Below are 24,320 nucleotides of genomic sequence, written 5' to 3' on the forward strand. Positions count from 1 at the left end.
CTCTTCGTAGGAGCGAGGGGGACGCCATCGTCATTGCTCGCGAACGCTTTTCCCGCACCAAAGAAAACGCCCGGTTCACTCGCGTGAACCGGGCGTTTCTTTCTCTAGCGCGAGGTCATCAGTCTGGCGCGGAGGAGCGGATCAGGTGATCGAAGGCGGAGAGCGACGCCTTGGCGCCTTCGCCGACCGCAATCACGATCTGCTTGTACGGAACAGTGGTCACGTCACCGGCGGCGAAGATGCCCGGCAGCGAAGTCTCGCCGCGAGCATCGACGATGATCTCGCCACGCGGAGTCAGCTCGATGGTGCCCTTGAGCCATTCGCTGTTGGGCAGCAGGCCGATCTGCACGAAGATACCTTCCAGGTCGATGGACTTGAACTCCTCCGAGTTGCGGTCCTTGTAGACCAGGCCGGTGACCTTCTGGCCATCGCCTTTCACTTCACTGGTCAGCGCGCTGGTGATCACGTCCACGTTCGGCAGGCTGAACAGCTTGCGTTGCAGCACAGCATCGGCGCGCAGCTTGCTGTCGAACTCCAGCAAGGTCACGTGGGACACGATGCCGGCCAGGTCGATGGCCGCTTCGACGCCGGAGTTGCCGCCGCCAATCACCGCCACGCGCTTGCCCTTGAACAGCGGGCCGTCGCAGTGCGGGCAGAAGCAAACGCCCTTGGCCTTGTATTCCTTCTCGCCCGGGACACCCATTTCACGCCAGCGGGCGCCGGTGGCCAGGATCAGCGACTTGGCCTTCAGGCTGCCGCCGCCCTCGAACTGCACTTCGTGCAGGCCGCCGGGGGTCTTCGCCGGAATCAGGGCGCTCGCTCGCTGCAGGTTCATGATGTCGACGTCGTAGTGCTTGACGTGTTCCTCCAACTGGCGGGCCAGTTTCGGGCCTTCGGTCTCGGTCACCGAGATGAAGTTCTCGATCGCCATGGTGTCCAGCACCTGGCCGCCGAAGCGCTCGGCCGCCACGCCGGTGCGGATGCCCTTGCGAGCGGCGTAGATCGCCGCCGCAGCGCCAGCCGGGCCACCGCCGACGACCAGTACGTCGAACTCTTCTTTCGCCGACAGCTTCTCGGCTTCGCGGGCAGCGGCGCCAGTGTCGATCTTGGCGAGGATTTCTTCCACGCCCATGCGGCCCTGGCCGAACACTTCACCGTTGAGGTAGATGCTCGGGACAGCCATCACCTGGCGGCGCTCGACTTCTTCCTGGAACAGCGCGCCGTCGATGGCGACGTGGCGAATGTTCGGGTTGAGCACGGCCATCAGGTTCAGCGCCTGGACCACGTCCGGGCAGTTCTGGCAGGACAGCGAGAAGTAGGTTTCGAACTCGAACGAACCCTGGATGCCCTTGATCTGCTCGATCACTTCGGCTTCGAGCTTGGACGGGTGGCCGCCGACCTGCAGCAGCGCCAGCACCAGAGAGGTGAATTCGTGGCCCATGGGGATGCCGGCGAAAGCCAGGCCGATGTTCGCCCCGGGACGGTTCAGCGAGAAGGACGGCTTGCGAGCGTCGCTGCCATCTTCACGCAGGGTGATCTTGTCGGTCAGGCCGACGATTTCGTGCAGCAGCTCGCTCATTTCGCGGGATTTGTCGCTGTCATCGAGGGACGCGACGATCTCGAACGGCTGCTGGACCTTTTCCAGGTAGGCCTTCAACTGGGTTTTAAGAGTGGCGTCCAACATGATTCAAATCCTCGGAATTTGAGCAAAGGGGTTCCCCGGCAGGCTTTTCAGCCCACCCTACGCACGCTTTTGGCTTTGGTAGGGAGGATGCCGGTAGGCATCCTCGGGGGTACTGCGTAAAACGGATTGGGAAGCGTCGTGAGCAAGCGCTCAGGCAAGGCGAAATCAGGCGTGGGCGCGGAGTTTACAAATTGTAAATGACAAAGCCCGCGCCTGATTTCAACGCAGCATGAGCGCTGCGCAACAGCTTCCCGGCCGTTTTTAGATCTTGCCGACCAGGTCCAGCGACGGAGCCAGGGTCTTCTCGCCTTCTTTCCACTTGGCCGGGCAGACTTCGCCCGGGTGAGCGGCGGTGTACTGGGCAGCTTTCAGCTTGCGCAGGGTTTCGCCGACGTCACGAGCGATCTCGTTGGAGTGGATTTCGACGGTCTTGATGATGCCTTCCGGGTTGATCACGAAGGTGCCGCGCAGAGCCAGGCCTTCTTCCGGAATGTGTACGCCGAAGGCGTTGGTCAGCTGGTGGGTCGGGTCGCCGATCAGCGGGAACTGGGCTTTGCCAACGGCCGGGGAAGTTTCGTGCCACACCTTGTGGGAGAAGTGGGTATCGGTGGTCACGATGTAGACCTCGGTACCGGCCTTCTGGAACTCGGCGTAGTTGTTGGCGGCGTCTTCGATCTCGGTCGGGCAGTTGAAGGTGAAGGCTGCCGGCATGAAGATCAGAACGGACCACTTGCCCTTGAGGGATTCTTCGGTGACTTCGATGAACTTGCCGTTATGGAAAGCGTTGACCTTGAACGGTTGAACGGGGGTGTTGATCAGGGACATTAGGCAATTCCTCAATGAGAGTTTGTCGTTTAATCGAGTGGTCGATCGGTTGAAATTCGACAGGGGCAAGATTATCGCCTGATGACAATGAATGCCCATTGATTTAGGGCATCACGGAAATTGAGTCTCTCTATGGAGAGAACTATAAAAGGAAGAAGTTTCCTATCAGGCGAATCCCCACCTCCTACGCCAGGACGCGTCGCAGGAGGTGTCTGGCCCGTGGGTTTTCAGCCATCCTCTGACGCACCGATCAAACCACCTTCGCCCGAAAGCGTCGCGAGAACAACGCCACTCGCGACGTACGGCGCTTCGAAGATTGTCGAAAGCGGCGGATTCCTGCCTCACTGGTCAAGCCTGCCCACAAGCCTATGCTAGTGCCAGAGAGCCCTTCGCCACGCGGCTCTCGATGTTTACGGACAGCCTTCGCGAAGCGGCACGGCCGCACGCATGACGACGAGGACTCCCGATGATCCAGTTCCTACTCGGCGACGAAACGGTCCAGGCCGACGGCTTCGCTCCGGAAACCAGCCTGCTCGACTACCTGCGCATCCACCGCGCACGCACCGGCACCAAGGAGGGCTGCGCCTCCGGCGACTGCGGGGCCTGCACCGTGGTACTCGCGGAGCCCGAAGGCGAAGCGTTGCGCTACCGCGCGGTGAACGCCTGCATCACGCTGCTGGGTGCGGTTCACGGGCGCCAGGTGCTGACCGTGGAGCATCTTGGCGAGCCCGGCGCACTGCACCCGGTGCAGCAGGCGATGGTGGACTGCCACGGTTCGCAGTGCGGTTTCTGCACGTCGGGCATCGTCATGTCGTTGTTCGCATGGCGCCACTCGCCGCTGCCGCACGACCGCGAGACGGCACTGACCGCGCTCTCTGGCAACCTCTGTCGCTGCACCGGCTACCGGCCGATCCTCGACGCTGCCACACAGATCGCCGGGCAGCCCTGCCACGACCGCTTCGAGCAGGACACCGCCCTGACCGTAGCCCGTCTTCAGGAGATACCCACAGCCGGCGCGCTGCACAACGGCGAGGCACAGGCTTGGCTACCCGCCTCGCTGGAGGAACTGGACGCCCTGCTGCAAAGTCATCCGCAGGCACGGCTGATCGCCGGCGGCACCGACCTGGCGCTGGAAGCCACGCAGAACCTGAAGGCCTTTCCCGCGCTGATCCACCTCGACCGGGTGAGCGAACTGCAGCGCCTGGAAGTCCATTCCGAATATCTGCTGATCGGCGCAGCGCGGACCTACACCGACTGCCTCGAAGCGCTGCAGGAATTCCCCGGCGTCGCCGCCCTGCTCGAACGCTTAGGCTCGCTGCAGATTCGCCAGCGCGGCAGCCTGGGCGGCAATATCGCCAACGCCTCGCCCATCGGCGATATGCCGCCGGTGCTGCTGGCGCTGGATGCCCGGCTACGCCTGCGCAAGGCGGGAGCCGTGCGCGAAGTGGCCATCGACAGCTTTTTCACCGGCTACAGCCAGACATTGCTGCAACCCGGCGAGTACATCGAAGCGCTGCTGATTCCGCGCCTGCGCGGTAACCAGCGGTTCCGCGTCGACAAGATTTCCAAGCGCCGCGACGACGATATTTCCGCCGTCTGCCTGGCCCTGCGTCTGGACTTCGACGATGCCGGCATCGTCACTGACGCGCGCCTTGCCTGCGGCGGCATGGCGGCTACCCCCTTGCGCGGCGCAAAGACCGAAACAGCCCTGCGCGGCCGGCCTTTCGACGCCGCAGCCGTGGCCGCCGCCCAAGCCGCGATCCCGGAAGATTTCCAGCCCATCGACGACCTGCGCGCCAGCGCCGCCTATCGCCTGAAGGTGGCGCAGAACCTGTTGCAGCGCGCACTACTGGAATGGACCCCAAGCCCCGCGGAGGTGCGCCATGCGTAGCCTGCCACCGCTGGCCGGCAACGGCATCTCAGTCGCCATCCATAGCGCAGGCGAGACCCGCGAGCACGACAGCGCCGCACTGCATGTGAGCGGCGCCGCGCGCTACGTGGACGACCTGAAGGAGCCGCGCGACCTGCTGCACGCCGCCGTCGGCCTGACTGAAATCGCCTGCGGCGCGGTGCTCTCCCTCGACCTCGACGCCGTGCGTAGCGCTCCTGGCGTTGTGGCGGTTCTGACATTGGACGACGTGCCCGGCCACACCGACATCGGCCCGGTGTTCCCCGGCGACCCGCTGCTGGCCGGCGAGCGGGTGAAATACCACGGCCAGGCGCTGTTCGCAGTAGCCGCGCAAAGCCTGCTCCAGGCGCGCCGCGCGGTGCGTCTGGCGAAAGTCGAATACGCGAAGGAAGACCCGCTGATCGACCCGCTGCGGGCCAAGGCCGAGGAACGCTTCGTGCGCCCGCCGCACCACATGCGCCGGGGCGACGCGCAGACAGCGCTGGAGAGCGCTCCTCAGGTGCTGGAAGCCCGCCAGTTCATCGGCGGCCAGGAGCATTTCTACCTCGAAGGCCAGGCCTCGCTCGCTCTGCCCGGCGACGACGGCAGCATGCTGGTGCACACCTCCAGCCAGCACCCGAGCGAAGTGCAGAAACTGGTGGCCGAAGTGCTGGCGATCCCGCTGGCCAAGGTCACGGTGGAAGTGCGGCGCATGGGCGGCGGCTTCGGCGGCAAGGAGACCCAGGCCGCGCCTTTCGCCTGCCTCGCCGCGCTGCTGGCACGCAAGACCGGCCGCGCGGTGAAGCTGCGCCTGCCCCGCGCCGACGACATGCGCCTGACCGGCAAGCGCCATCCCTTCCACAACCGCTACCGCATCGGCTTCGACGACGAGGGCCGGCTGCTCGCCGCGCAGCTTGAGGTCGTGGGCGATTGCGGCCATTCGCCGGACCTTTCCGACGCCATCGTCGACCGCGCGATGTTCCATGCCGACAACGCTTACTTCATCCCCGACGTCGCGATCTCCGGCTACCGCAGCTTCACCAACATCGTCTCGCACACCGCCTTTCGCGGCTTTGGCGGGCCGCAGGGAATGATGATCATCGAGCGCGCGATGGACGACATCGCCCGCGCGGTCGGCAAGGACCCGCTCGAAGTACGCAAGCTCAATCTCTACGGGGGAATGGGCCGGGAGCTGACGCCCTACCACCAGAAGGTCGAGCACAACCTGCTGGGCGAACTGATCGCGCGGCTGGAGCGGAGCAGCGACTATGCCGCGCGCCGCTTGGCGATCCATGAATTCAATGCGCGGAGCCCGGTGTTGAAGAAAGGCCTGGCGCTGACGCCGGTGAAGTTCGGCATCTCCTTCACCGCGCAGCACCTCAACCAGGCGGGCGCGCTGGTCCACCTCTACACCGACGGCAGCATCCAGCTGAACCACGGCGGCACCGAGATGGGCCAGGGCCTGAACACCAAGGTCGCGCAGATCGTCGCCGAGGAATTCCAGCTGCCGCTGGAGCGCGTAGTGATCACCGCCACGCGCACCGACAAGGTACCCAACACCTCGCCCACCGCCGCCTCCAGCGGCACCGACCTGAACGGCATGGCCGCCCGCGATGCCGCCCGCACGCTGAAGAAGCGCCTGATCGACTTCCTCGCCGAACGCGACGGGGTGAAGCCGCAGGAGATACGTTTCGAGCACGGCGGGGTGAGCGTCGGGGCGCAGCACCTGGGCTTCACCGAGGTCATCCAGGCCGCCTACTTCGCGCGCATCCAGCTCTCCGCCACCGGCTTCTACCGCACGCCGAAAATCTTCTACGACCGCGAGAAGGGCCAGGGCCACCCGTTCTTCTACTTCGCTTATGGCGCGGCGGTGTCCGAGGTGGAGGTCGACACCCTGACCGGCGAATACCGCGTGCAGCGCGTGGACATCCTCCACGACGTCGGCCGCAGCGTGAACCCAGCCATCGACATCGGCCAGATCGAGGGCGGCTTCGTCCAGGGCATGGGCTGGCTGACCACCGAGGAGCTGCGCTGGGACCATACCGGCAAGCTGCTCACGGTGGGCCCGGCGACCTACAAGATCCCGGCGGTGAGCGACGTACCGGAAGACTTCCGCGTGGCGCTGTTCGAGCGCCCCAACGAGGAAGACAGCGTGTACCTGTCCAAGGCCGTGGGCGAGCCGCCGTTCATGCTGGCGATCTCGGTGTGGTCGGCGATGCGCGACGCCATCGCCAGCCTCGCCGACTACCGGCTGAGCCCCGATCTCGATACGCCGGCGACGCCGGAGCGGGTACTCTGGGCCTGTGAGGTGATGCGCAAGGAGACCCGAGCATGACCCGAACTTGGATGGACGCCATCGCCCGCCTGCGCGACAGCGCCGAGCCCTACGTGCTGATCACCGTGATCGGCGTGCAGGGCTCCACGCCCCGCGAGTCCGGCAGCAAGATGCTGGTCACTGCAGGGGAAGCCTTCGACACCATCGGCGGCGGCCATCTGGAATTCGCCGCCATCGAGCACGCGCGCCAGCTGCTGCTGGCCGGCAAGGACAGCCAGGCGCTGGAGCACTTCCCCCTCGGCGCGCGGCTGGGCCAATGCTGCGGCGGGCGCGCCAGCCTGCTGTTCGAATGCTTCGCCGAGCGCGGGCCGCAGGTGGTGCTGTTCGGCGCCGGCCATGTGGGCCGCGCCCTCGCACCGCTGCTGGCGGGGCTGCCACTGCGCCTGGAATGGGTCGACAGTCGGGCGGCAGAGTTTCCCCAGGCCCTTCCCGAGGGCGTACGCATGCGCCTGCTGGAAGAGCCGGAAGACGCCGTACACGAGGCACCGCCGGGCAGCTACTTCCTGGTCATGACCCACAATCACCCGTTGGATTACGCCATCGCCGAGGCGGTGCTCAAGCGCGGCGATGCCGGTTTCCTCGGCATGATCGGCTCGCGCACCAAGGCCCGGCGCTTCCAGATGCGGCTGGAACAGCATGGTTATCCACAGGAGGTGATCGGTCAGATGCATTGTCCCATCGGTCTCTCCGAAGTCCCCGGCAAGCGCCCGCTGGAAGTGGCCATCTCGGTAGCCGCCCAGGTCATCGCCCGCTATCACCAGGACGCTCCTGCCCGGAAGATGCGCGAAGGCGTGGAATGGGCAGCGCTTTGTAGTCCGGGCGCGCGCAGCGACGAATCAGAAGACGCAAAAACCTGACCAGTGGGACAACAGTTTTCCCCGCTGCCGCCGATACACTCAACGACCCCGTCTCTTCGCCCGCCACTGGCGGGCGTTTCGTTGTGCGTTCGGAGGAAAACAAGAAAATGCGCCTGCGAAGTATCCAGACCCAGCTCATCCTCAGCATGGGCGCCGCCCTGCTCATCAGCCTTCTCATCGTTCTCGGTCTCTACGCCGTGCTGGTCAACCGCCTCAGTGAGCGCTACCTGCTCGACCAGGCGCTGCCGGCAAGCATCCGGGCGATCGCCAACGACTTCGAAAAACGCCTAACCGGCCCCATCACCGCAGCAGCTGGCATCGCCGACAACACCCTGGTGCAGGACTGGCTGGCCGCGGGCGAAAGCCCGGAGAAACTGGCCGAATTCACTCGCTACCTGGGCGGCATCCGCGCGTCGCAGAAGGCCTTCTCGGCGCTGATCACCTCCAACGCCAGCGGCGCCTACTACAGCGACAAGGGCAAGGAGCGCACGCTGAGCCGCAGCGAGCCGAAGGACAGTTGGTACTTCCAGTTCATCGACAGCGGCAAGCCACGCATGTGGAACATCGACACCGACGGCAGCACCGGCGAACTGGCGCTGTTCATCGACCAGCGCGTGGAACGTGACGGCAAGCTGCTGGGCATCGCCGGGCTGGGCCTGGAGATGCGCGAACTGTCGACGCTGATCCGCGACTTCCGCTTCGGCCAGTCCGGGCGCGTGTACCTGGTGAAGAACGACGGCCAGGTGCAGATCCATCCCGACGTCTCGCTGCCCAAGGGACGCAGCCTCGGCGACCTGATTGGCGCCAGCGCCGCTGGCGCGCTGCTCGGCCAGCAGGGCTTCCACAGCGCCCGCTTCGAGCGCGACGGCGAGGACTACCTGGCCGCCAGCCTGCCGCTGCATGACCTGGGCTGGACCCTGGTGAGCGAAGTACCGGAAGCGGAAATCTACGCCGACGCCCGCGAGGCGCTGGCCTTCTCCGGCCTCGCCGGAGCCCTGGTCGCCCTGCTCTGCCTGGCGCTGGTGGTGCTGATGGCGCGCAGCCTGGCCCGGCCGATCCGCCAGGTCACCCGCGCGTTGCTGGAAATCGGCGGAGGCGGCGGTGATCTCACCCGCCGACTGGACGACAGCCGCGCGGACGAACTGGGCGACCTGGCCCGTGGCTTTAACCGCTTCCTCGAAGGCCAGCGCGCGCTGATCAGCGCCGTACTCGGCACCAGCCAGCAACTGCTGCGCACTGTCAGCGAAGTGGCGCAGGTGGTGGACAACACCGCCGACCGCGCCGGCCGCCAGCAGGAGATGACCGACATGGTCGCCACGGCGGTGAACGAAATGGGCAGCACGGTGCAGGAAATCGCCCGCAACGCCGAGCAGGCCGCCAGCGCCTCGCAGCAGGCGCGTGAGGAAGCCGGCGAAGCACGGCGCGTGGTCGGCGGCTCGCTGCAAGTCGGCCAGCGCATGTCCGGGGAGATCGGCGAAGCGGCTAGCGCCGTGGGCGAGCTGGCGGGGCAGGTGGCGAGCATCGACCAGGTGCTGGCGGTGATCCGTGGCGTGTCCGAGCAGACCAACCTGCTCGCCCTCAACGCCGCCATCGAGGCGGCGCGCGCGGGGGAACTGGGCCGTGGCTTCGCCGTGGTGGCCGATGAGGTCCGCACGCTGGCGAGCCGCACACAGGGCTCAACCGACGAAATCCTCACCATCATCCAGCGCCTGAAGGGCGGCGCGGAGGCCGCGGTGCGCTCGATGCAGTCCAGCCAGCAGACCACCGGGCAGAGCCTGGCCGCCAGCGAACAGGCCGGTGCCTCTCTGGGCGCCATCGCCGGCCAGGTGGAGCGCATCAGCGACATCAACCACCAGGTTGCCACGGCCACCGAGGAACAGTCGGCGGTGACCGAGGAGATCAACCGCAACGTGCAGGGCATCGCCGACCTCGCCCACGCCACTACCCGCGAAGTGCAGCACGGCCGAGAACAGTGCCGCGAGCTGCGCAACCTGGCCGATGACCTGGCACGGCAGATGGCGCAGTTCCGCCTTTGAACGGCGGCTCTGGCGCCGGCCTCGTGCCGGCGCCTTTTCCCCAGAGTTACCCACAGATTTTCCAAGCGAAGCGGCGGGCTTTTCGCTATGCCTGGCGGGTGATGACGACCGATCAGCGCACGAGGTGTCTCGCCAGCGAGACACCTTGCCCACAAGTTGCCCACAGATTGTCCAGAGAGTTGCCCCCACCCCTCCGGACGCCGCCCGCGAATCCGTCAACAAGCCCGAGCCCAGGCCCTGCAAGCCCTGCATCAATCCAATGAATAATTCACCGAGTGGTCAGAAGTGGCGTCTGACGACATTCAGGGGGAGTTTCACCCACACCTTTTCCACAGCTTGTTCATATTTTGCTCAACAGGCCTGACAGCAATTGATCAAAAAATACGCGGGGCGCTGAAGACTGCGAAGTACGTGGGCAGCAGAGGTCCTGCCACAGGTTATCCACAGGCGGTTCCACGGTGTTTGGGGAGAAGAATCAGGCGTCCAGCAACTGCGCCCGCACGCGACCACGGCTGAGGTCGCCCAGCAGCTTCTGCAGCGGCTCGACCTGGGTGCTCGGCAGGTTCAGCGTCATGCGCACGCCTTGCGCGCCAAAGGCTTCGTCTTCGACGCTGGCGCCGAGCGCCAGCACTCGCACCTTGAACAGCGCGTGCTCGGCGAAGCTGCAGTCGAATGCCAGGCGGCGGCTGGGCACCAGTTCGATGCGTTCGGCGTCCTGCAGGCACTTCGCCGCGCAGCCGCCATAGGCGCGGGCCAGGCCGCCGGTGCCGAGCTTGATGCCACCGAACCAGCGACTGACCACGACGACCACGCGGTCCATGTCCTGCCCCTCGATGGCGACCAGCATGGGCCGGCCGGCGGTGCCGCCGGGCTCGCCGTCGTCGCTGAAGCGGTACTGGTTGCCCAGCTTCCAGGCCCAGCAGTTGTGCCCGGCGCTGGGGTCGCGATGGGCGGCAAGGAAGGCCTGGGCCTCTGCCTCGCTGGCGATGGGGGCGGCAACGCAGTGGAAGCGACTCTTGCGGATGTCTTCCTGGTAAACCGCGGGGCCGGCGAGGGTGAAACTCATACCGAAGCCGGCGGCGTCAGCCCGCAACCCTTGAGGATGATGCGGATGAGATTGTCGCTGGCATCGCTGAAGTCCTGTTTGGACAGGCGTTTGCGGCCGGTGACGAAGCCGATCTGGGTGGCGAAGTCGGCGTAGTGCTGGGTGCTGCTCCAGATCAGGAAGATCAGGTTCACCGGGGCGACGGCATCCATCTTGCCGGCGTCGATCCAGGCCTGGAACACGGCGGCGCGGCCGGCGAACCAGGTGCGATAGTCCTGGCTGAAATGCTCGGAGAGACATTCGCCGCCACTGATGATCTCCATGGCGAACACCCGCGAGGCCTGCGGGTAGCGGCGGGAAAATTCCATCTTGGCGCGGATGTAGGTCGCCAGCGCGACGGCTGGATCATCGTCCACGGTCAGGTGGTTGAAGGTGCTGTCCCACAACTCGAGGATGTTGCTCAGCACCGCCACGTACAGCCCCAGCTTGTTGCTGAAGTAGTAATGCAGGTTGGCCTTGGGCAGGCCGACGCGCTGGGCGATGGTGTTCATGCTGGTGCCCTTGAAGCCGTGGCGGGCGAACTCCTCCTCGGCGGCGGCGAGGATGGCTTCCTCGTTCTTCTGGCGAATGCGGCCGGCGGGCTTTTCGCCGTGGGGCGCGGTATGGGCGGGTACCTGGAGGGTCATGCGGGATGTCCGTGCATTGAGCGGGGGCGCTGCATGGATAACCCAGGCGGGTAGCGGGATTCAAGCGCGATGCGTGAAAAATGGCAGGAACCGGCTCCCTCACGGCGGCCGGTTCCTGCCATCGGCGGTAACGTCCCGGCGCAGGCCGGGCGTCAACGTCAGCGAGTGGTGCCGGTGGTGCCGGAAGTGCTGTGGTGCCCACCACCGCCATGGTTGCCAACGGCCGCGCCAACGGCAACCACCGCAGCACCGATACCCACGGCTGCGCCGACGGTGAGCGAACCCACCAGCGGCGTGGCCAGGCCCAACGATGCGCCAGCGGCCGGAACGGCAGCGGCAGCAGCGCCACCACCCACAGCGGCAGCACCGGTATTGGTGCCCGTTTCAGCCACGGCGGGCTTGAGAATCGGGCGCATCTCGGTGCTCTGGTAGAAGCCCTGCTTGTGCCGGTAGCTCTCCAGCGGCTGGATCGCGCCGGGCTCCGCCGCCAGCACCGGGGTGCAAATACTCGCGACGACGGCCGCGATCAACAGTTTCTTCATGGCTCACATCTCCTTGGTGAAGCTAAAGAGATGCAACGCTAGTGCCTCGCTCCCGCGAGGCCAATTGGCCGGGGACCGGGTCAAATGTCAGCCATTTCTGAAAGTCTTGCGGGAAAAACAGAGGGAAGCGAATCAGGCGAAGACCGCGGGAAAGAACAACCCCGCCAGGCGGCGGGGTCGTCGGGAACATCAGAAGTGGTACTTGACCAGCGCGCTCACGGTGTTCTGGTCGGTGGTGAAGTACTGCGAATCCTTGATGCCGTACTTGTCGGACCAGTAGTCGTACTCGATACCCACATACAGGTGCTTGGCTTCGTAGCCCAGCGACTTGCCCAGGTCGTACTTCAGCTGCGGGTTGAAGTGCAGGTTGGCGTGGTAGTCCGACTGGTTGCGGTGGCTGGAGCTGGCGTCCTTGTTGTTGACGACCCAGTCCATGAAGCCATCGAACAGAATGTCGGAATTACCCACCGGGAAGGTCATGGCCCAGGCCGGGGTGATCTGCCAGGCGCCGGACGGCACGCGGTTGCCGTCGGGCTTGCGGTAGTAGAAGTTCAGCTGGAAGTAGTCGAAGCCCGGCAGCGCCAGGTCGAAGCCCGGACCGACCAGGTAGGACTCGACGTCGCCTTCGCCGAATTCGTAGGTGGTCGCCAGCAGCACGTCCTTGACCGGGCCGAAGGACAGATCGGTGCCGGTGATCTTGCCGAACGACAGGCGCGGGCTGAACTCACCGTAGTAGGTGTTCTTGCCGTTGGTGGCGCTTTCCTTGCCGTTGTAGTTGATCTGGTCGACGAAGAACCAGATGTCGCCCCAGGTCCAGGCGCTCGCGCTCTCGAAGGTGAAGGTCTGCTGGATCGGCGGGTCTACCTTGAAGTTCTTGCCCCACAGGTAGGTCAGGCTTTCGTTGTGCCAGATCAGCGGGCCGTCGTTGGAAGCCGGCGCCGGTGTCAGGTCTTCACCGCCAGCCATGGCCTGCCCGGCCGCGAGCAGCCCGCCGGCGAGCAGCAGGGATGCGAGAGTGCGAGTCATGCGTTGCTCCTAATCAGTGCAGTCGTGTTGCGTTTTTTAATTGTCGGTGGAACCTGTCCGGTCGGTCAGGCCTGGCGAGGAAAAGCAAGATTGGCGCCAATCCTGACCAGATGTTCCACTTTTATGACGAACCCCTTCAGGTCCGCTCCTTTGGCAGGGAAGACGCAGGTGCACGGGACGGGCCATTTCCTGACTCACAGGACAACTTCGCCTGATTGGAGGGCATCGGCCCCAACAGGAGGCACCGCAATGGCGATCGCCGACCAGAAGATTGGATACATGACCTCTTTGTGTTGAAACGAATCAACGCAAATTCTGTATACAACTATCTTGTGGGAAATCTACACAACAGCCGTCGGAACACACCACGCGTTTTTCCGGGCGCGGATGATGCCAGACAAGGGCCTTCACCACACCTGCCAAAGTGCCTCGGACCGCCCGGCGGTCGGTCTGTCGGATGCCTGCTTCATGGCTCGAACGCCGCCGTTCGGGTCGGCAACAGCTCTGATCCGGCTTGAGGCAGACGGAGCAGCCTGCCAGACTCTGATTCTCCAGCGATACTTTCCAAAGTTATAGCGATGAAAGGACAAGCTCCCGAACTGCAACGCCTTATCCCGGTGCTCGATCGCCTGCCGCGACCGGTCTATGCGCGCGCCGAGCGGTTGCGCGCGGGTTCGTGGACCAGCAAGCACCATCACGCCTGGGTGCAGCTGTCCTACGCCATCACCGGGGTGCTGGGTGTACACACGGCCGAAGGCAGCTTCTTCGCACCACCGCAGCGGGCGATCTGGATTCCAGCCTTCCTCGACCATGAAGTGGTGACCTCGACTCAGGCGGAAATGCGCAGCCTGTACATCCGCGACGACGCCTGCCGATGGGCGCCCGACCGCTGCCGGGTACTGGAGGTGACGCCGCTGGCGCGCGAGCTGATCAAGAGCTTCTGCGAGCTGCCGGTGGATTATCCACAGGGCGACAGCGCCGAATCACGGCTGGTGGAAGTGCTGCTGGACCAACTGCGCGATCTGCCGGAGGTCGCCTTCTCCCTGCCGATGCCGCAGGAGGGCCGGCTGCTGCAGTTGTGCCAGACACTGATCGACCACCCTACCGACAGCCATACCCTGGGCGACTGGGCGCAGCGCATCGGCACCTCGGAGAAGACCTTGTCGCGGCTGTTCCAGCGCGAAACCGGCATGACCTTCCGCCTGTGGCGCCAGCGCCAGCGCCTGCTCGCCTCCCTCGGTTCGCTCGAGGCCGGCGACAGCGTGACGGCGGCAGCGCTGGATTGCGGGTATGACTCGACCTCGGCGTACATCGCGTCGTTCAAGGGGTTGTTCGGGTTTACGCCGGGAGATCTGTTCCGCCAGCGGTAGACCGTGCGGGCACAAGCCACGCCGAGGCGCCTTTTGTAGGAGCGAGCTTGCTCGCGAACCGCCCAACGCCGGTGCAGCCGGGAAATTCGTTCGCGAGCAAGAGCTAGGCGCCCCCCTCGTTCCTACAGGCAGCCCAGCAATCGGCGGATTTCCGCTCAACACCCACCACAATCGGCGCCGCTTCGCCTGCCGGCGTCTCTCTCAAAATGGCTGAAACCCTTCTGCCACGCGGCTTTCGCGCCTTGGCACGCTGCCTGCTATCGCCCTCGACACTGCGCCGCCCTCGCGGCGCGCCGGCGTGACGTTTCAAGTAGTCCGCACGCCTGACGACAACAACGACAAGAGGAATACCCATGGATAGCGCAAGCGCCGTCTCCGCTTCTGCCGCACCCCGCACGACTTCCCAGCGCATCAAATCGATCTTCAGTGGTTCGGTCGGCAACCTGGTCGAGTGGTACGACTGGTACGTCTACGCCGCCTTCTCGCTGTACTTCGCCAAGGCGTTCTTCCCCCAGGGCGACATGACCGCCCAGTTGCTGAACACCGCCGCAATCTTCGCCGTGGGCTTCCTGATGCGCCCGATCGGCGGCTGGCTGATGGGTATCTATGCCGACCGCAAGGGCCGCAAGGCGGCGCTGCTGGCCTCGGTCCTGCTGATGTGCTTCGGCTCACTGATCATCGCCCTGACCCCCAGCTATGAAACCATCGGCGTCGGCGCCCCCATCCTGCTGGTGCTCGCGCGCCTGCTGCAGGGCCTGTCGGTCGGCGGCGAATACGGCACTTCCGCTACCTACCTGAGTGAGATGGCCAACAAGGAGCAACGCGGCTTCTTCTCCAGCTTCCAGTACGTGACCCTGATCTCCGGCCAGCTCATCGCCCTGGCGGTGCTGATCGTGCTGCAGCAGACCCTGACCACCGAGCAGCTGGAAAGCTGGGGCTGGCGTGTGCCGTTCTTCATTGGCGCGCTGTGCGCGGTCGTCGCCATGTTCCTGCGTCGCGGCATGGAAGAGACCGAGTCCTTCACCACCAAGAAGGAAGAGCCCAAGGAAAGCCTGATGCGCTCGCTGATGCGCCATCCCAAGGAAGTCCTGACCGTGGTCGGCCTGACCATGGGCGGCACACTGGCCTTCTACACCTACACCACCTACATGCAGAAGTACCTGGTGAACACGGTGGGGATGAGCAAGAACGACTCCACCATGATTTCAGCGGCCACGCTGTTCCTGTTCATGCTGCTGCAACCCCTGGTCGGCGCGCTGTCGGACAAGATCGGCCGTCGCCCGATCCTGATCGCCTTCGGCGTGCTGGGCACGATCTTCACCTACCCGATCCTCAGCACCCTGCACACCATCGATACCTGGTGGGGCGCGTTCTTCCTGATCATGGCCGCGCTGATCATCGTCAGCGGCTACACCTCGATCAACGCCGTGGTGAAGGCCGAGCTGTTCCCCACCGAGATCCGCGCCCTGGGCGTGGGCCTGCCGTACGCGCTGACCGTGTCCATCTTCGGCGGCACCGCCGAGTACGTGGCGCTGTGGTTCAAGAGCATCGGCATGGAGAGCGGCTTCTACTGGTACGTCACCGCGTGCATCGCCTGCTCGCTGCTGGTGTACGTGACCATGAAGGACACCCAGAAACACTCGAAGATCACCACCGACTGATTGGGCTGCTTGCCCAGGCCCCGCCGCACACTCTGCGGGGCTTTTTATCCACAAGGCCCGGCATCTGCCGGGCCTTGTCGCTTCAGGCGATAGACGGTTCGCCACCAGGCAGAGAAGTGTCGGCGTATAACCGCGAACGGTTGTGCGCCTACGTTATGCTCGCCATCATCTTCTGCGTTGAAACCTGTCCATGAAGCAGATTCCTCAAGGCCCGCTACAGGCCCGCGAGCTGCGCGGCGCTCACAGCGGCCCCTTCGATCTCGACCTGCCTCCCGGCTGCTGCACAGTGCTCAGCGGGCCCTCGGGCATCGGCAAGAGCCTTCTGCTGCGCATGCTCGCCGACCTCGACCCGAACCAGGGCCGCGTCAGCCTTGCCGGGATCAGCCGCGAAAGCGTGCCAGCCTCCAGCTGGCGGCGCCTGGTGACCTACCTGGCAGCCGAGTCCGGCTGGTGGGAGGACGACGTCGCCGCGCACTTCACCGACCTCGATGCCGTGCGCCCGTTGCTGCCACAGGTGAACCTCGACCCGGCGCTTCTGCAGGCCCAGGTCCTGCAACTCTCCACCGGCGAACGCCAGCGCCTGGCATTGCTCCGGGCAGTCGTACAGAACCCTCGCTTTCTGCTCCTGGACGAACCGACGGCGGCGCTCGATCCAGCCAGCCGCGACGGCGTCGAACAACTGCTCAAGCGCTTGCAGGCGCAAGGCACGGGTCTTTTGCTGGTGAGCCACGATTCGGAACAGGCTCGGCGCCTGGCGGATGCGCGGCTACAGCTGGACAGCCAGGGCCTACGCGAGGTCGCCCAATGACGCCGATCCAGCTGAGTCTTCCTGAACTGGCCGTCGCCGCCCTGCTGATCGTCGTCGCCGCCGCGCTGTCCTGGGCGCTGCGCCTGGGCCTGCAACGCACGCTGCTGGTCTCTGCCGTGCGCCTGGTGGTGCAGCTTGTGCTGGTGGGATTGTTCCTGCGCCAGGTGTTCGCCCTGTCCTCGCCCTGGCTGACCGCCCTGGTCGTGGCGGGCATGCTCACCGCTGCCACCTTCGAGGTCGGCTCGCGGCAGCGGCGGCGCCTCGCCGGCTTCTGGCATCTGGGCATCGGCGGCGGCACGGTGGGCGTCGCCACCCTAGGTATCGCCCTGTTCGCCCTGGCCAGCAGCCTGCGTCCGCAACCCTGGTACGACGCACGCCATGCCATACCGCTGGTGGGCATCATCCTCGGCACCGCGATGAACGCCGCGAGCCTGGCGCTCAACCAGGTCTTTGCCAGCGTCACCCGCGAGCGCGCCGCCATCGAAGCGCGCCTGGCGCTGGGCGCCGACCGTTACACGGCGCTGGGCGGTGTGCTGCGCCACGCGCTGTACACCGGGATGATCCCGACGCTGAACCAGATGGCCGCCGCCGGGATCATCACCCTGCCGGGGATCATGACCGGCCAGATACTTGCCGGCATGGACCCGCTGGACGCCGCGCGCTACCAGATTCTGCTGATGTTCCTGCTCGCAGGCGCCGGCTTCGCCACGGCCCTCGGTGCGGTCTGGCTGTCAGCCTGGCGGCTCACCGACGAGCGTGATCGCTTGCGCCTGGACCGCCTGCGCGCGGAGAACTGAGCGCGTATGCTGAGGACTTTTCAACGGCACCGGAGAACGCCATGAGCACTGCCAAATCCGCCCTGATCATCGGCGCCTCGCGCGGCCTCGGCCTGGGCCTGGTGCGTGAAATGCTGGCGCGCGGCTGGGACGTCACCGCCACCGTGCGCGATGCTGCCAACGCCGGTGAGCTGGCCGCTCTGCCGGTGCGCGTCGAGTCCCTGCTGCTCGACGATGCGCAGTCCCAGGACCGCCTCGCCGAAGCCTTGGCCGGCGCCAGCTTCGACCTCGTCTTCATCAACGCCGGCATCTACGGCCCGCCGCACCAGTCGACCATCGACGCCAGCCTCGGCGATGTCGGCCAGTTGTTCATGATCAACGCCGTCGCCCCCCTGCGCCTGGCTGAGCGCCTGCTTCCGCGCCTGAATGCCGACAACGGCGTACTGGCCTTCATGACTTCCGAGCTGGGCAGCGTCGCCGGCAACCAATCCGGCGGCATGGCGCTGTATCGCGCGAGTAAGGCGGCGCTCAATTCGCTGACCCGCAGCTTCGTCGCCGGACTGGACGGAACCGGCATCACCGTGCTCAACCTCCATCCGGGCTGGGTGCGCACCGACATGGGCGGCGAGTCCGCGCCGCTGGACGTGCAGACCAGCGCGCAAGGCCTCGCCGATCAGGTCGAAGGCCACGCCGGTCGCGGCGGGCAGTTCTACCTGGACTACCAGGGAACGACGATCGTCTGGTGACGGCTCGCGCCGTGGGCGTTACCATGCGCCCACGTCTGACTCTCGGGTCAGCGGACCTGGATCAGCAGACAGGGTGAACACTGAGCTGGCTTCCCATGACCCCATGGAGCCGGCTCGCTACGAACGGCTCCGTCCGTTTGGAGAACTCACCCATGTCTTCCCCGCGTCTCTGGCTGCGCAACCCGCTGGCCATCTTCACCGCCAACGACCTCGACGCCCGTGGCGGCATCGTCGTCCAAGACGGTCGCATCGTCGAACTGGTCGCTGCCGGCCAGCAACCCTCGGCTCCCGTTCAGCAGACCTTCGATGCCAGCCAGCACGTGCTGACGCCCGGCCTGATCAACACCCATCACCACTTCTACCAGACCCTCACACGCGCCTGGGCGCCGGTGGTGAACCAGCCGTTGTTCCCCTGGCTGAAGACCCTCTACCCGGTGTGGGCGCGCCTGACTCCCGAGCAGCTCGGGGTGGCCACCAAGGTCGCCCTGGCAGAACTGCTGCTGTCGGGCTGCACCACCGCCGCCGACCACCACTACCTGTTCCCCGACGGCCTGGAGCAGGCCATCGACGTGCAGGCCGGCGTGGTCCAGGAACTGGGCATGCGCGCCATGCTCACCCGTGGCTCCATGAGCCTGGGCGAAGCCGACGGCGGCCTGCCGCCGCAACAGACCGTACAGAGCGCCGAGGACATCCTCGAAGACAGCCAGCGCCTGATCCGCGAATACCACCAGCGCGGCGAAGGCGCCCAGGTTCAGATCGCCCTGGCGCCCTGCTCACCGTTCTCGGTCACCCCAGAAATCATGCGCGCCAGCGCCGAACTGGCCGAGCGCGAGGACGTGCGCCTGCACACCCACCTCGCCGAAACCCTCGACGAGGAAGACTTCTGCCTGCAGCGCTTCGGCCAGCGCACCGTGGACTACCTGGACAGCGTCGGCTGGCTCGGCCCGCGCACCTGGCTGGCCCATGGCATCCACTTCAACGACGAGGAAATCCGCCGCCTGGGCGAAGCCGGCACCGGCGTCTGCCACTGCCCGAGCTCGAACATGCGGCTCGCCTCGGGCATCTGCCCGACCGTGGCGCTGGAAGCCGCCGGCGCGCCGGTGGGCATCGGCGTGGATGGTTCGGCCTCCAACGACGCCTCCAACATGATCCTCGAAGCGCGCCAGGCGCTGTACATCCAACGCCTGCGCTACGGCGCCGAGCAGATCACCCCGGAACGCGCGCTGGGCTGGGCCACGAAGGGTTCAGCGAAGCTCATCGGCCGCAGCGACATCGGCGAGCTGGCCGTGGGCAAGCAGGCGGACCTGGCCCTGTTCAAGCTCGACGAACTGCGCTTCTCCGGCAGCCACGACCCGCTCTCGGCCCTGCTGCTGTGCGGTGCCGACAAGGCCGACCGGATCATGATCGGCGGCGCCTGGCGGGTCATCGACGGCGAAGTCGAAGGCCTCGACCTCAAGCGCCTGATCGCCGACCACACCCAGGCGGCGCGCAAGCTGCTCGGTACGCTGTAAGCCCCCGACCGGGAGCATCCTGCGCTCGGGCCTCCCCTCTCCCCCGCCCTCTCCCTTCAGGGAGAGGGCGGGGAAGAGATTCAGCGGGAGGCGGTTGCGACCCACCTCTGTCTCACCTCTTCACCGTGGCTCAGGATGCCAATCCAGCCGGCACGTTTTGCCATCGAAAAATCGCTACAACCCGCGTCACACAAGGCCTGCGCCCTACCGCCCGTCGCCCGCCAGACAGTCATGACGGACCGTCATTCCGGCAAAAACCTCTCTAAATCAAGGTCCGCTGTCAGTTGGCAGGAAAATGCCGTCAATTTGACATCACAGAGAGGCCCTCTAGTTTTAAATCGCCGGGCCGAATTCCTGCTCAAGACGTAGTCAGCAGCCGTTTGGCCCGGTTACCGGCGCCCGGCAATGGAGTGCACTTCAATGCGCGATTCACAGTTGAACCCCCAGGCGGTTCAAGAGAACGGCCAGGATTGGCCGCGGCGCCTCGTCATCCAGACCTTGCCCTGGGCGGTCGTGGCCGGGCTCTGCGCGGTCGGCGTGCCGTTCTGGTGGATGCTGCCGATCGGCTGGGTCTCCAGCCTGGTGCTGTGCAGCCTGCTCTGCGGCGCCAGCAAGACCGCCGTCGACGCCCAGGCCACCACCCTGCAGAACGACGAGCTGCCGCACTGGCTCCCCCTGCAGGAAGCCGTGGAAGGCCACCTGGCCTCGCTCAACGGCCACACTCACCAGATCGACAACCTCCTGCACCAGGCTATCCGCCAGCTCACCGACAGCTTTCACGCTCTCGCCGAGCGCATCGACATCCAGCGCGGCCTGTCCCACTCGCTGATCGAGCGCTACGACGGGCGCGGCCACATGGACGGCGATATCGACTTCCAGCGCTTCATCCACGCCACCCAGGAAACCCTCGGGCTGTTCGTAGAAGCCACCCTGGAGACCAGCCGCACCTCGCAGCAACTGGTGGAGCGCATGGACCGCGTGACGCACAAGATCGCCGAGATCCTGCAGTCCACCCAGGACATGGACGCCATCGCCAAGCAGACCAACCTGCTGGCACTCAACGCCGCCATCGAGGCCGCCCGCGCCGGTGAAAGCGGGCGTGGATTCGCCGTGGTGGCCGACGAGGTGCGCGCGCTGTCGACCCGCTCCACGCACTTCTCCCAGGCCATCCGCGAGCACGTCGACGTGGTCTATCGCGAGATCAAGGACGCCGAAGGCGCGATCAGCCAGCTGGCCGACAAGGACATGACCTTCGCCCTGGATTCGCGCCAGAAGATCCAGCGCATGCTTGACGAGCTCGACACCATGAACCAGCACACCGTGAAGGTGGTGCAGGAGCTGGACCGCATTTCTCTGGAAGTTGGCGACGGCGTCAACGCCGCTGTCACCGCCCTGCAGTTCCAGGACATGAGCAGCCAGCTGCTCGGCCAGATCGGCAAGCACAGCGCCCGCCTTGGCGCGCTCGCCGTCGGCCTGGGAGCGCTGGAAGGCCGCCCGCCCGGCGAGTGGAGCGAACGCCTGCGCGGCGAAGTCTCCGAGCTCGGCCGCCCCCTGAGCAACCCGGTCGCCCAGACCAGCCTGAGCGCTGGCGAGGTGGAACTGTTCTGACCTGAAGGCAACGCAGGAGCCCCGACATGCTGCAGTCCGTCTTCGAATACTTGGCCAACCTCGCTCTGATCGGCTGAGCCCACCCCACCATTTCCACGCGCCGGGATGGCGCGAGCACTTGTGCGCCTGGCGACACGCAAACGCATTGCAATCCGAGGAGAACCAACGCAATGGGAAAGCAGATTCTGATCGTCGATGACTCGGCCTCGATCCGGCAGATGCTGAGCTTCACGCTCAAATCCGCCGGCTACGAGGTGGACGAGGCCGTGGACGGCAAGGACGGCCTGGGCAAGGCCCAGCGCAAGGCCTACAACCTGGTCTTCACCGACCAGAACATGCCGAACATGGACGGCCTGACGCTGATCCGCAGCCTGCGCGACATGGCCGGCTACCGCGTCACGCCGATCCTCATGCTGACCACCGAATCCAGCGACGCCATGAAGCAGCAGGGCAAGAGTGCGGGCGCCACCGGCTGGCTGGTCAAGCCGTTCGACCCGCCGAAGCTGCTGGAAGTCACCCGCAAGGTCCTGCCCTAGGGGTATCGCCGATGGCCACTGGAATGGAGCAGTTCCTCCAGGTGTTCTTCGAGGAAACCGACGAGCACCTGGCGACCCTCGAACTCCTGCTCATCGGGCTCGACCTCGATCAGCCGGACGCCGAGACGCTCAATGGAATTTTCCGCGCGGCCCACTCGATCAAGGGCTCCAGCGGCATGTTCGGTTTCGACGACCTGACCGCGGTGACCCACGAGCTGGAAACCCTGCTCGACCGCATCCGCTGCGGGCAGACCGCCCTGCACGCGGACATGATCGGCGTGTTCCTGGAAGCCCGCGACGTCCTGCAGCGCCTGCTCGACGCACACCGCAGCCAGGTGCCCGACCCGGACGTCCCGGTATCGGCCACCGTGGACCGCCTGCGCGCCTGGCTGGCAGAGCCTGTCGTAGTCGCCGCCGATGACGGCTTCGGCCTGTTCGACGGCGCCCCCGCAGCGGCTGAAAACTGCGCCAGCGACGACGATACGTTCGGCTTCTTCGACGATGCGCCCGGCATGCCTGAAACCGCTGCCAGCAGCGAGGACTTCGGTTTCTTCGACGACGCCCCCGGCGCGCCGGACGTCAAACCCGTCGAGCCCTACGGCATTTTCGACAAGGCACCCGGCGCCCCCGCGGCCGCCGCAGTGGTTACAGCACCAAGCGAGCAACCCAAGGCCGCGCCCGCCGTTGCTGCCAAGCCCGCTGCCCGCACCGATAGCGAATCCAGCTCCATCCGCGTCAGCGTCGAGAAGATCGACAGCCTGATCAACCTGGTGGGGGAGCTGGTGATCACCCAGGCCATGCTCAGCCAGCTCAGCGAGGATCTCGATCCCACCCACTTCGAGCGCCTGCAGCAGGCCCTGGCGCAGCTGGAGCACAACACCCGCGACCTGCAGGAATCGGTGATGTCGATCCGCATGCTGCCGATCAGCTTCATCTTCAGCCGCTTCCCGCGCCTGGTGCACGACACCTCCGCGCGCCTGGGCAAGCAGGTCGAACTGATCCTCCAGGGCGAGCACACCGAGCTGGACAAGAGCGTCATCGAGAAGCTTAGCGACCCGCTCACCCACATCGTCCGCAACAGCATCGACCACGGTATCGAGACGCCCGCCGAACGCCTGGCCGCCGGTAAGCCGGCCCAGGGCTCGGTGAAGCTCGCCGCCAGCCACCAGGGCGGCAGCGTGGTGGTGGAAATCTCCGATGACGGCCGCGGCCTGTCCCGCGAGCGCATCCTCGCCAAGGCCCGTGAAAAGGGCTTGGCCGTGCACGACGGGATGACCGACGCTGACGTCTGGCAACTGATCTTCATGCCCGGCTTCTCCACCGCCGAAGCGGTCACCGAGCTGTCCGGCCGGGGCGTGGGCATGGACGTGGTGCGGCGCAACATCCAGGCCATGGGCGGGCGGATCGACATCGATTCCGCGCCGGGCATGGGCACGCGCATGTGCATCCGCCTGCCGCTGACCCTGGCCATCCTCGACGGCCTGATCGTCGCCGTGGAGAAGGTCAACTACGTGGTGCCGCTGACCTACATCGTCGAGTCGCTGCAGGCCCGCGCCGACGACGTGCGCGGCCTGGCTGGCGAGGAGTCGACGGTGATCCGCGTGCGCGGCGAATACCTGCCGCTGTTCTCTCTCAACCAGCTACTGCGCATCGGCGCGGCGCCAGTGCCGCCGGAGCAGGGGATCGTGGTGATCCTCGAATCCGAGGGCAAGAGCTTCGCCCTGCAAGTGGACGAGCTGGTCGGCCAGCAGCAGGTGGTGATCAAGAGCCTGGAACAGAACTTCCGCCGGATCGACGGGATCGCCGGCGCCACCATCATGGGCGACGGCAGCGTCGCCCTGATCCTCGATGTCGATGCCCTGCCGCGTCTGGCAGCACAAGGAGAATCCACTCATGAGCGCAGCTGAAGCCCACGCGGCGACCAGCCCGGTGCAGGAGTACCTGACCTTCACCCTGGGCCGCGAGGAATATGCCATCGACATCCTGCGGGTGCAGGAGATCCGTGGCTACGACCAGGTCACGGCGATCGCCAACGCCCCCGCCTTCATCAAGGGCGTGATCAACCTGCGCGGGGCCATCGTTCCCATCGTCGACCTGCGTATCAAGTTCAACCTGGCCGACATCAGCTATGACCAGTTCACCGTGGTGATCATCCTCAACGTCGGCCGGCGCATCGTCGGTGCGGTGGTGGACTCGGTCTCCGACGTGATCGCCCTGGCCGGCGAGGAGATCAAGCCGCGCCCGGAATTCGCCGCCAGCTTCGACACCGAGTACCTGCTGGGCCTGGCCACCGCCGGTGAGCGGATGCTCATCCTGGTGGACATCGAAAAACTCATGACCAGCCGTGAAATGGCGCTGGTCGACGAAACCGCCGCCTGAT

Annotated in this window: 20 protein-coding genes and 1 pseudogene; 15 read left to right on the forward strand and 6 right to left on the reverse strand. The window is 65.8% G+C overall.

The genetic code is table 11. The features are described from left to right. Nucleotides 1–118: 118 nt before the first annotated feature. Nucleotides 119–1,684: an alkyl hydroperoxide reductase subunit F gene (gene ahpF, locus ACIPK7_RS10190; RefSeq protein ID WP_401087516.1), complete on the reverse strand. Its 1,566-nt coding sequence runs from the start codon at nucleotides 1,682–1,684 to the stop codon at nucleotides 119–121. 261 nt (nucleotides 1,685–1,945) lie between these two features. After that, complete coding sequence (ahpC, locus tag ACIPK7_RS10195) at nucleotides 1,946–2,509, reverse strand: alkyl hydroperoxide reductase subunit C (protein WP_017517843.1); 564 nt, start codon at nucleotides 2,507–2,509, stop codon at nucleotides 1,946–1,948. Between the two features lie 466 nt (nucleotides 2,510–2,975). On the opposite strand from ahpC, the gene xdhA reads away from it, so the two are divergent. From xdhA to ACIPK7_RS10220, 5 genes and pseudogenes are all read left to right on the forward strand, one after another. Next, nucleotides 2,976–4,400 carry a xanthine dehydrogenase small subunit gene (gene xdhA, locus ACIPK7_RS10200; protein ID WP_401087518.1) on the forward strand — a complete coding sequence of 475 codons (1,425 nt, stop codon included), beginning with the start codon at nucleotides 2,976–2,978 and terminating at the stop codon, nucleotides 4,398–4,400. Then, complete coding sequence (gene xdhB, locus ACIPK7_RS10205; protein ID WP_401087520.1) at nucleotides 4,393–6,732, forward strand: xanthine dehydrogenase molybdopterin binding subunit; 2,340 nt, start codon at nucleotides 4,393–4,395, stop codon at nucleotides 6,730–6,732. The genes xdhA and xdhB overlap by 8 nt, the downstream gene beginning before the upstream one ends. Beyond that, nucleotides 6,729–7,589 carry a xanthine dehydrogenase accessory protein XdhC gene (xdhC, locus tag ACIPK7_RS10210; protein ID WP_401087522.1) on the forward strand — a complete coding sequence of 287 codons (861 nt, stop codon included), beginning with the start codon at nucleotides 6,729–6,731 and terminating at the stop codon, nucleotides 7,587–7,589. The genes xdhB and xdhC overlap by 4 nt, the downstream gene beginning before the upstream one ends. Before the next feature lie 146 nt (nucleotides 7,590–7,735). Further along, nucleotides 7,736–8,758, forward strand: a pseudogene (locus ACIPK7_RS10215) (cache domain-containing protein); the annotation flags it as partial. Between the two features lie 138 nt (nucleotides 8,759–8,896). Then, a complete protein-coding gene (locus ACIPK7_RS10220; RefSeq protein ID WP_401087809.1) occupies nucleotides 8,897–9,625 on the forward strand; it encodes a methyl-accepting chemotaxis protein in 729 nt (242 codons plus the stop codon). Between the two features lie 475 nt (nucleotides 9,626–10,100). Here the strand turns inward: ACIPK7_RS10220 and ACIPK7_RS10225 are convergent, their stop codons facing one another. The 4 genes from ACIPK7_RS10225 to ACIPK7_RS10240 all read right to left on the reverse strand — a co-directional run bounded on the left by ACIPK7_RS10225 (nucleotide 10,101) and on the right by ACIPK7_RS10240 (nucleotide 12,924). Next, a complete protein-coding gene (locus tag ACIPK7_RS10225) occupies nucleotides 10,101–10,691 on the reverse strand; it encodes an IMPACT family protein (protein ID WP_401087524.1) in 591 nt (196 codons plus the stop codon). Continuing rightward, complete coding sequence (locus ACIPK7_RS10230; protein WP_401087526.1) at nucleotides 10,688–11,356, reverse strand: TetR family transcriptional regulator C-terminal domain-containing protein; 669 nt, start codon at nucleotides 11,354–11,356, stop codon at nucleotides 10,688–10,690. Before ACIPK7_RS10230 ends, ACIPK7_RS10225 begins: the two co-directional genes overlap by 4 nt. Before the next feature lie 158 nt (nucleotides 11,357–11,514). Then, the gene (locus ACIPK7_RS10235) at nucleotides 11,515–11,898 is read right to left on the reverse strand and encodes a hypothetical protein (RefSeq protein ID WP_401087527.1); all 384 of its coding nucleotides are present in this window, start codon (nucleotides 11,896–11,898) and stop codon (nucleotides 11,515–11,517) included. Between the two features lie 189 nt (nucleotides 11,899–12,087). Then, the gene (locus ACIPK7_RS10240; RefSeq protein WP_192294201.1) at nucleotides 12,088–12,924 is read right to left on the reverse strand and encodes an outer membrane protein OmpK; all 837 of its coding nucleotides are present in this window, start codon (nucleotides 12,922–12,924) and stop codon (nucleotides 12,088–12,090) included. Between the two features lie 572 nt (nucleotides 12,925–13,496). Between ACIPK7_RS10240 and ACIPK7_RS10245 the strand changes: the two genes are divergently transcribed. The 10 genes from ACIPK7_RS10245 (at nucleotide 13,497) to ACIPK7_RS10290 (ending at nucleotide 24,319) form a co-directional block, all read left to right on the forward strand. After that, on the forward strand, nucleotides 13,497–14,294 hold the full coding sequence (locus ACIPK7_RS10245; RefSeq protein WP_401087811.1) for an AraC family transcriptional regulator: 798 nt from the start codon (nucleotides 13,497–13,499) through the stop codon (nucleotides 14,292–14,294). Between the two features lie 353 nt (nucleotides 14,295–14,647). Next, nucleotides 14,648–15,955, forward strand: coding sequence for an MFS transporter (locus tag ACIPK7_RS10250; protein ID WP_401087529.1), 1,308 nt, complete (start codon nucleotides 14,648–14,650; stop codon nucleotides 15,953–15,955). A 190-nt stretch (nucleotides 15,956–16,145) separates the two neighbouring features. After that, nucleotides 16,146–16,763, forward strand: a complete 618-nt coding sequence (locus tag ACIPK7_RS10255) for an ATP-binding cassette domain-containing protein (protein ID WP_401087531.1) — start codon at nucleotides 16,146–16,148, stop codon at nucleotides 16,761–16,763. Then, nucleotides 16,760–17,560: an ABC transporter permease gene (locus ACIPK7_RS10260; protein WP_192432428.1), complete on the forward strand. Its 801-nt coding sequence runs from the start codon at nucleotides 16,760–16,762 to the stop codon at nucleotides 17,558–17,560. The genes ACIPK7_RS10255 and ACIPK7_RS10260 overlap by 4 nt, the downstream gene beginning before the upstream one ends. A gap of 41 nt (nucleotides 17,561–17,601) precedes the next feature. After that, the gene (locus tag ACIPK7_RS10265) at nucleotides 17,602–18,285 is read left to right on the forward strand and encodes an SDR family oxidoreductase (RefSeq protein ID WP_192432429.1); all 684 of its coding nucleotides are present in this window, start codon (nucleotides 17,602–17,604) and stop codon (nucleotides 18,283–18,285) included. A gap of 152 nt (nucleotides 18,286–18,437) precedes the next feature. Beyond that, entirely contained in the window at nucleotides 18,438–19,796 is a 1,359-nt protein-coding gene (locus ACIPK7_RS10270; RefSeq protein WP_192432430.1) for an 8-oxoguanine deaminase, read from the forward strand. 855 nt (nucleotides 19,797–20,651) lie between these two features. Further along, nucleotides 20,652–21,404, forward strand: coding sequence for a methyl-accepting chemotaxis protein (locus tag ACIPK7_RS10275; RefSeq protein WP_401087813.1), 753 nt, complete (start codon nucleotides 20,652–20,654; stop codon nucleotides 21,402–21,404). Nucleotides 21,405–21,574: 170 nt separating this feature from the next. Then, nucleotides 21,575–21,940 (forward strand): response regulator, encoded by a 366-nt coding sequence (locus tag ACIPK7_RS10280; protein ID WP_192432432.1) that lies wholly within the window; start codon nucleotides 21,575–21,577, stop codon nucleotides 21,938–21,940. A gap of 11 nt (nucleotides 21,941–21,951) precedes the next feature. Beyond that, nucleotides 21,952–23,847: a chemotaxis protein CheA gene (locus tag ACIPK7_RS10285; protein ID WP_401087534.1), complete on the forward strand. Its 1,896-nt coding sequence runs from the start codon at nucleotides 21,952–21,954 to the stop codon at nucleotides 23,845–23,847. Next, nucleotides 23,834–24,319 (forward strand): chemotaxis protein CheW, encoded by a 486-nt coding sequence (locus ACIPK7_RS10290; RefSeq protein WP_401087536.1) that lies wholly within the window; start codon nucleotides 23,834–23,836, stop codon nucleotides 24,317–24,319. The genes ACIPK7_RS10285 and ACIPK7_RS10290 overlap by 14 nt, the downstream gene beginning before the upstream one ends. The last annotated feature ends 1 nt before the right edge of the window (nucleotide 24,320 follow it).

It is taken from the genome of Pseudomonas sp. NPDC086581 (genome assembly GCF_044746165.1).
Classification (GTDB): domain Bacteria; phylum Pseudomonadota; class Gammaproteobacteria; order Pseudomonadales; family Pseudomonadaceae; genus Pseudomonas.

Coding starts and splice junctions, on each gene's coding strand:
- ahpF (WP_401087516.1), bottom strand. CDS start 1,684: ATGTTGGACGCCACTCTTAAAACCCAGTTGAAGGCCTACCTGGAAAAG.
- ACIPK7_RS10220 (WP_401087809.1), top strand. CDS start 8,897: ATGGTCGCCACGGCGGTGAACGAAATGGGCAGCACGGTGCAGGAAATC.
- ACIPK7_RS10240 (WP_192294201.1), bottom strand. CDS start 12,924: ATGACTCGCACTCTCGCATCCCTGCTGCTCGCCGGCGGGCTGCTCGCG.
- xdhA (WP_401087518.1), top strand. CDS start 2,976: ATGATCCAGTTCCTACTCGGCGACGAAACGGTCCAGGCCGACGGCTTC.
- ACIPK7_RS10290 (WP_401087536.1), top strand. CDS start 23,834: ATGAGCGCAGCTGAAGCCCACGCGGCGACCAGCCCGGTGCAGGAGTAC.
- xdhB (WP_401087520.1), top strand. CDS start 4,393: ATGCGTAGCCTGCCACCGCTGGCCGGCAACGGCATCTCAGTCGCCATC.
- xdhC (WP_401087522.1), top strand. CDS start 6,729: ATGACCCGAACTTGGATGGACGCCATCGCCCGCCTGCGCGACAGCGCC.
- ACIPK7_RS10265 (WP_192432429.1), top strand. CDS start 17,602: ATGAGCACTGCCAAATCCGCCCTGATCATCGGCGCCTCGCGCGGCCTC.
- ACIPK7_RS10230 (WP_401087526.1), bottom strand. CDS start 11,356: ATGACCCTCCAGGTACCCGCCCATACCGCGCCCCACGGCGAAAAGCCC.
- ACIPK7_RS10255 (WP_401087531.1), top strand. CDS start 16,146: ATGAAGCAGATTCCTCAAGGCCCGCTACAGGCCCGCGAGCTGCGCGGC.
- ACIPK7_RS10225 (WP_401087524.1), bottom strand. CDS start 10,691: ATGAGTTTCACCCTCGCCGGCCCCGCGGTTTACCAGGAAGACATCCGC.
- ACIPK7_RS10250 (WP_401087529.1), top strand. CDS start 14,648: ATGGATAGCGCAAGCGCCGTCTCCGCTTCTGCCGCACCCCGCACGACT.
- ACIPK7_RS10285 (WP_401087534.1), top strand. CDS start 21,952: ATGGCCACTGGAATGGAGCAGTTCCTCCAGGTGTTCTTCGAGGAAACC.
- ACIPK7_RS10260 (WP_192432428.1), top strand. CDS start 16,760: ATGACGCCGATCCAGCTGAGTCTTCCTGAACTGGCCGTCGCCGCCCTG.
- ACIPK7_RS10275 (WP_401087813.1), top strand. CDS start 20,652: ATGGACGGCGATATCGACTTCCAGCGCTTCATCCACGCCACCCAGGAA.
- ACIPK7_RS10235 (WP_401087527.1), bottom strand. CDS start 11,898: ATGAAGAAACTGTTGATCGCGGCCGTCGTCGCGAGTATTTGCACCCCG.
- ACIPK7_RS10270 (WP_192432430.1), top strand. CDS start 18,438: ATGTCTTCCCCGCGTCTCTGGCTGCGCAACCCGCTGGCCATCTTCACC.
- ACIPK7_RS10280 (WP_192432432.1), top strand. CDS start 21,575: ATGGGAAAGCAGATTCTGATCGTCGATGACTCGGCCTCGATCCGGCAG.
- ahpC (WP_017517843.1), bottom strand. CDS start 2,509: ATGTCCCTGATCAACACCCCCGTTCAACCGTTCAAGGTCAACGCTTTC.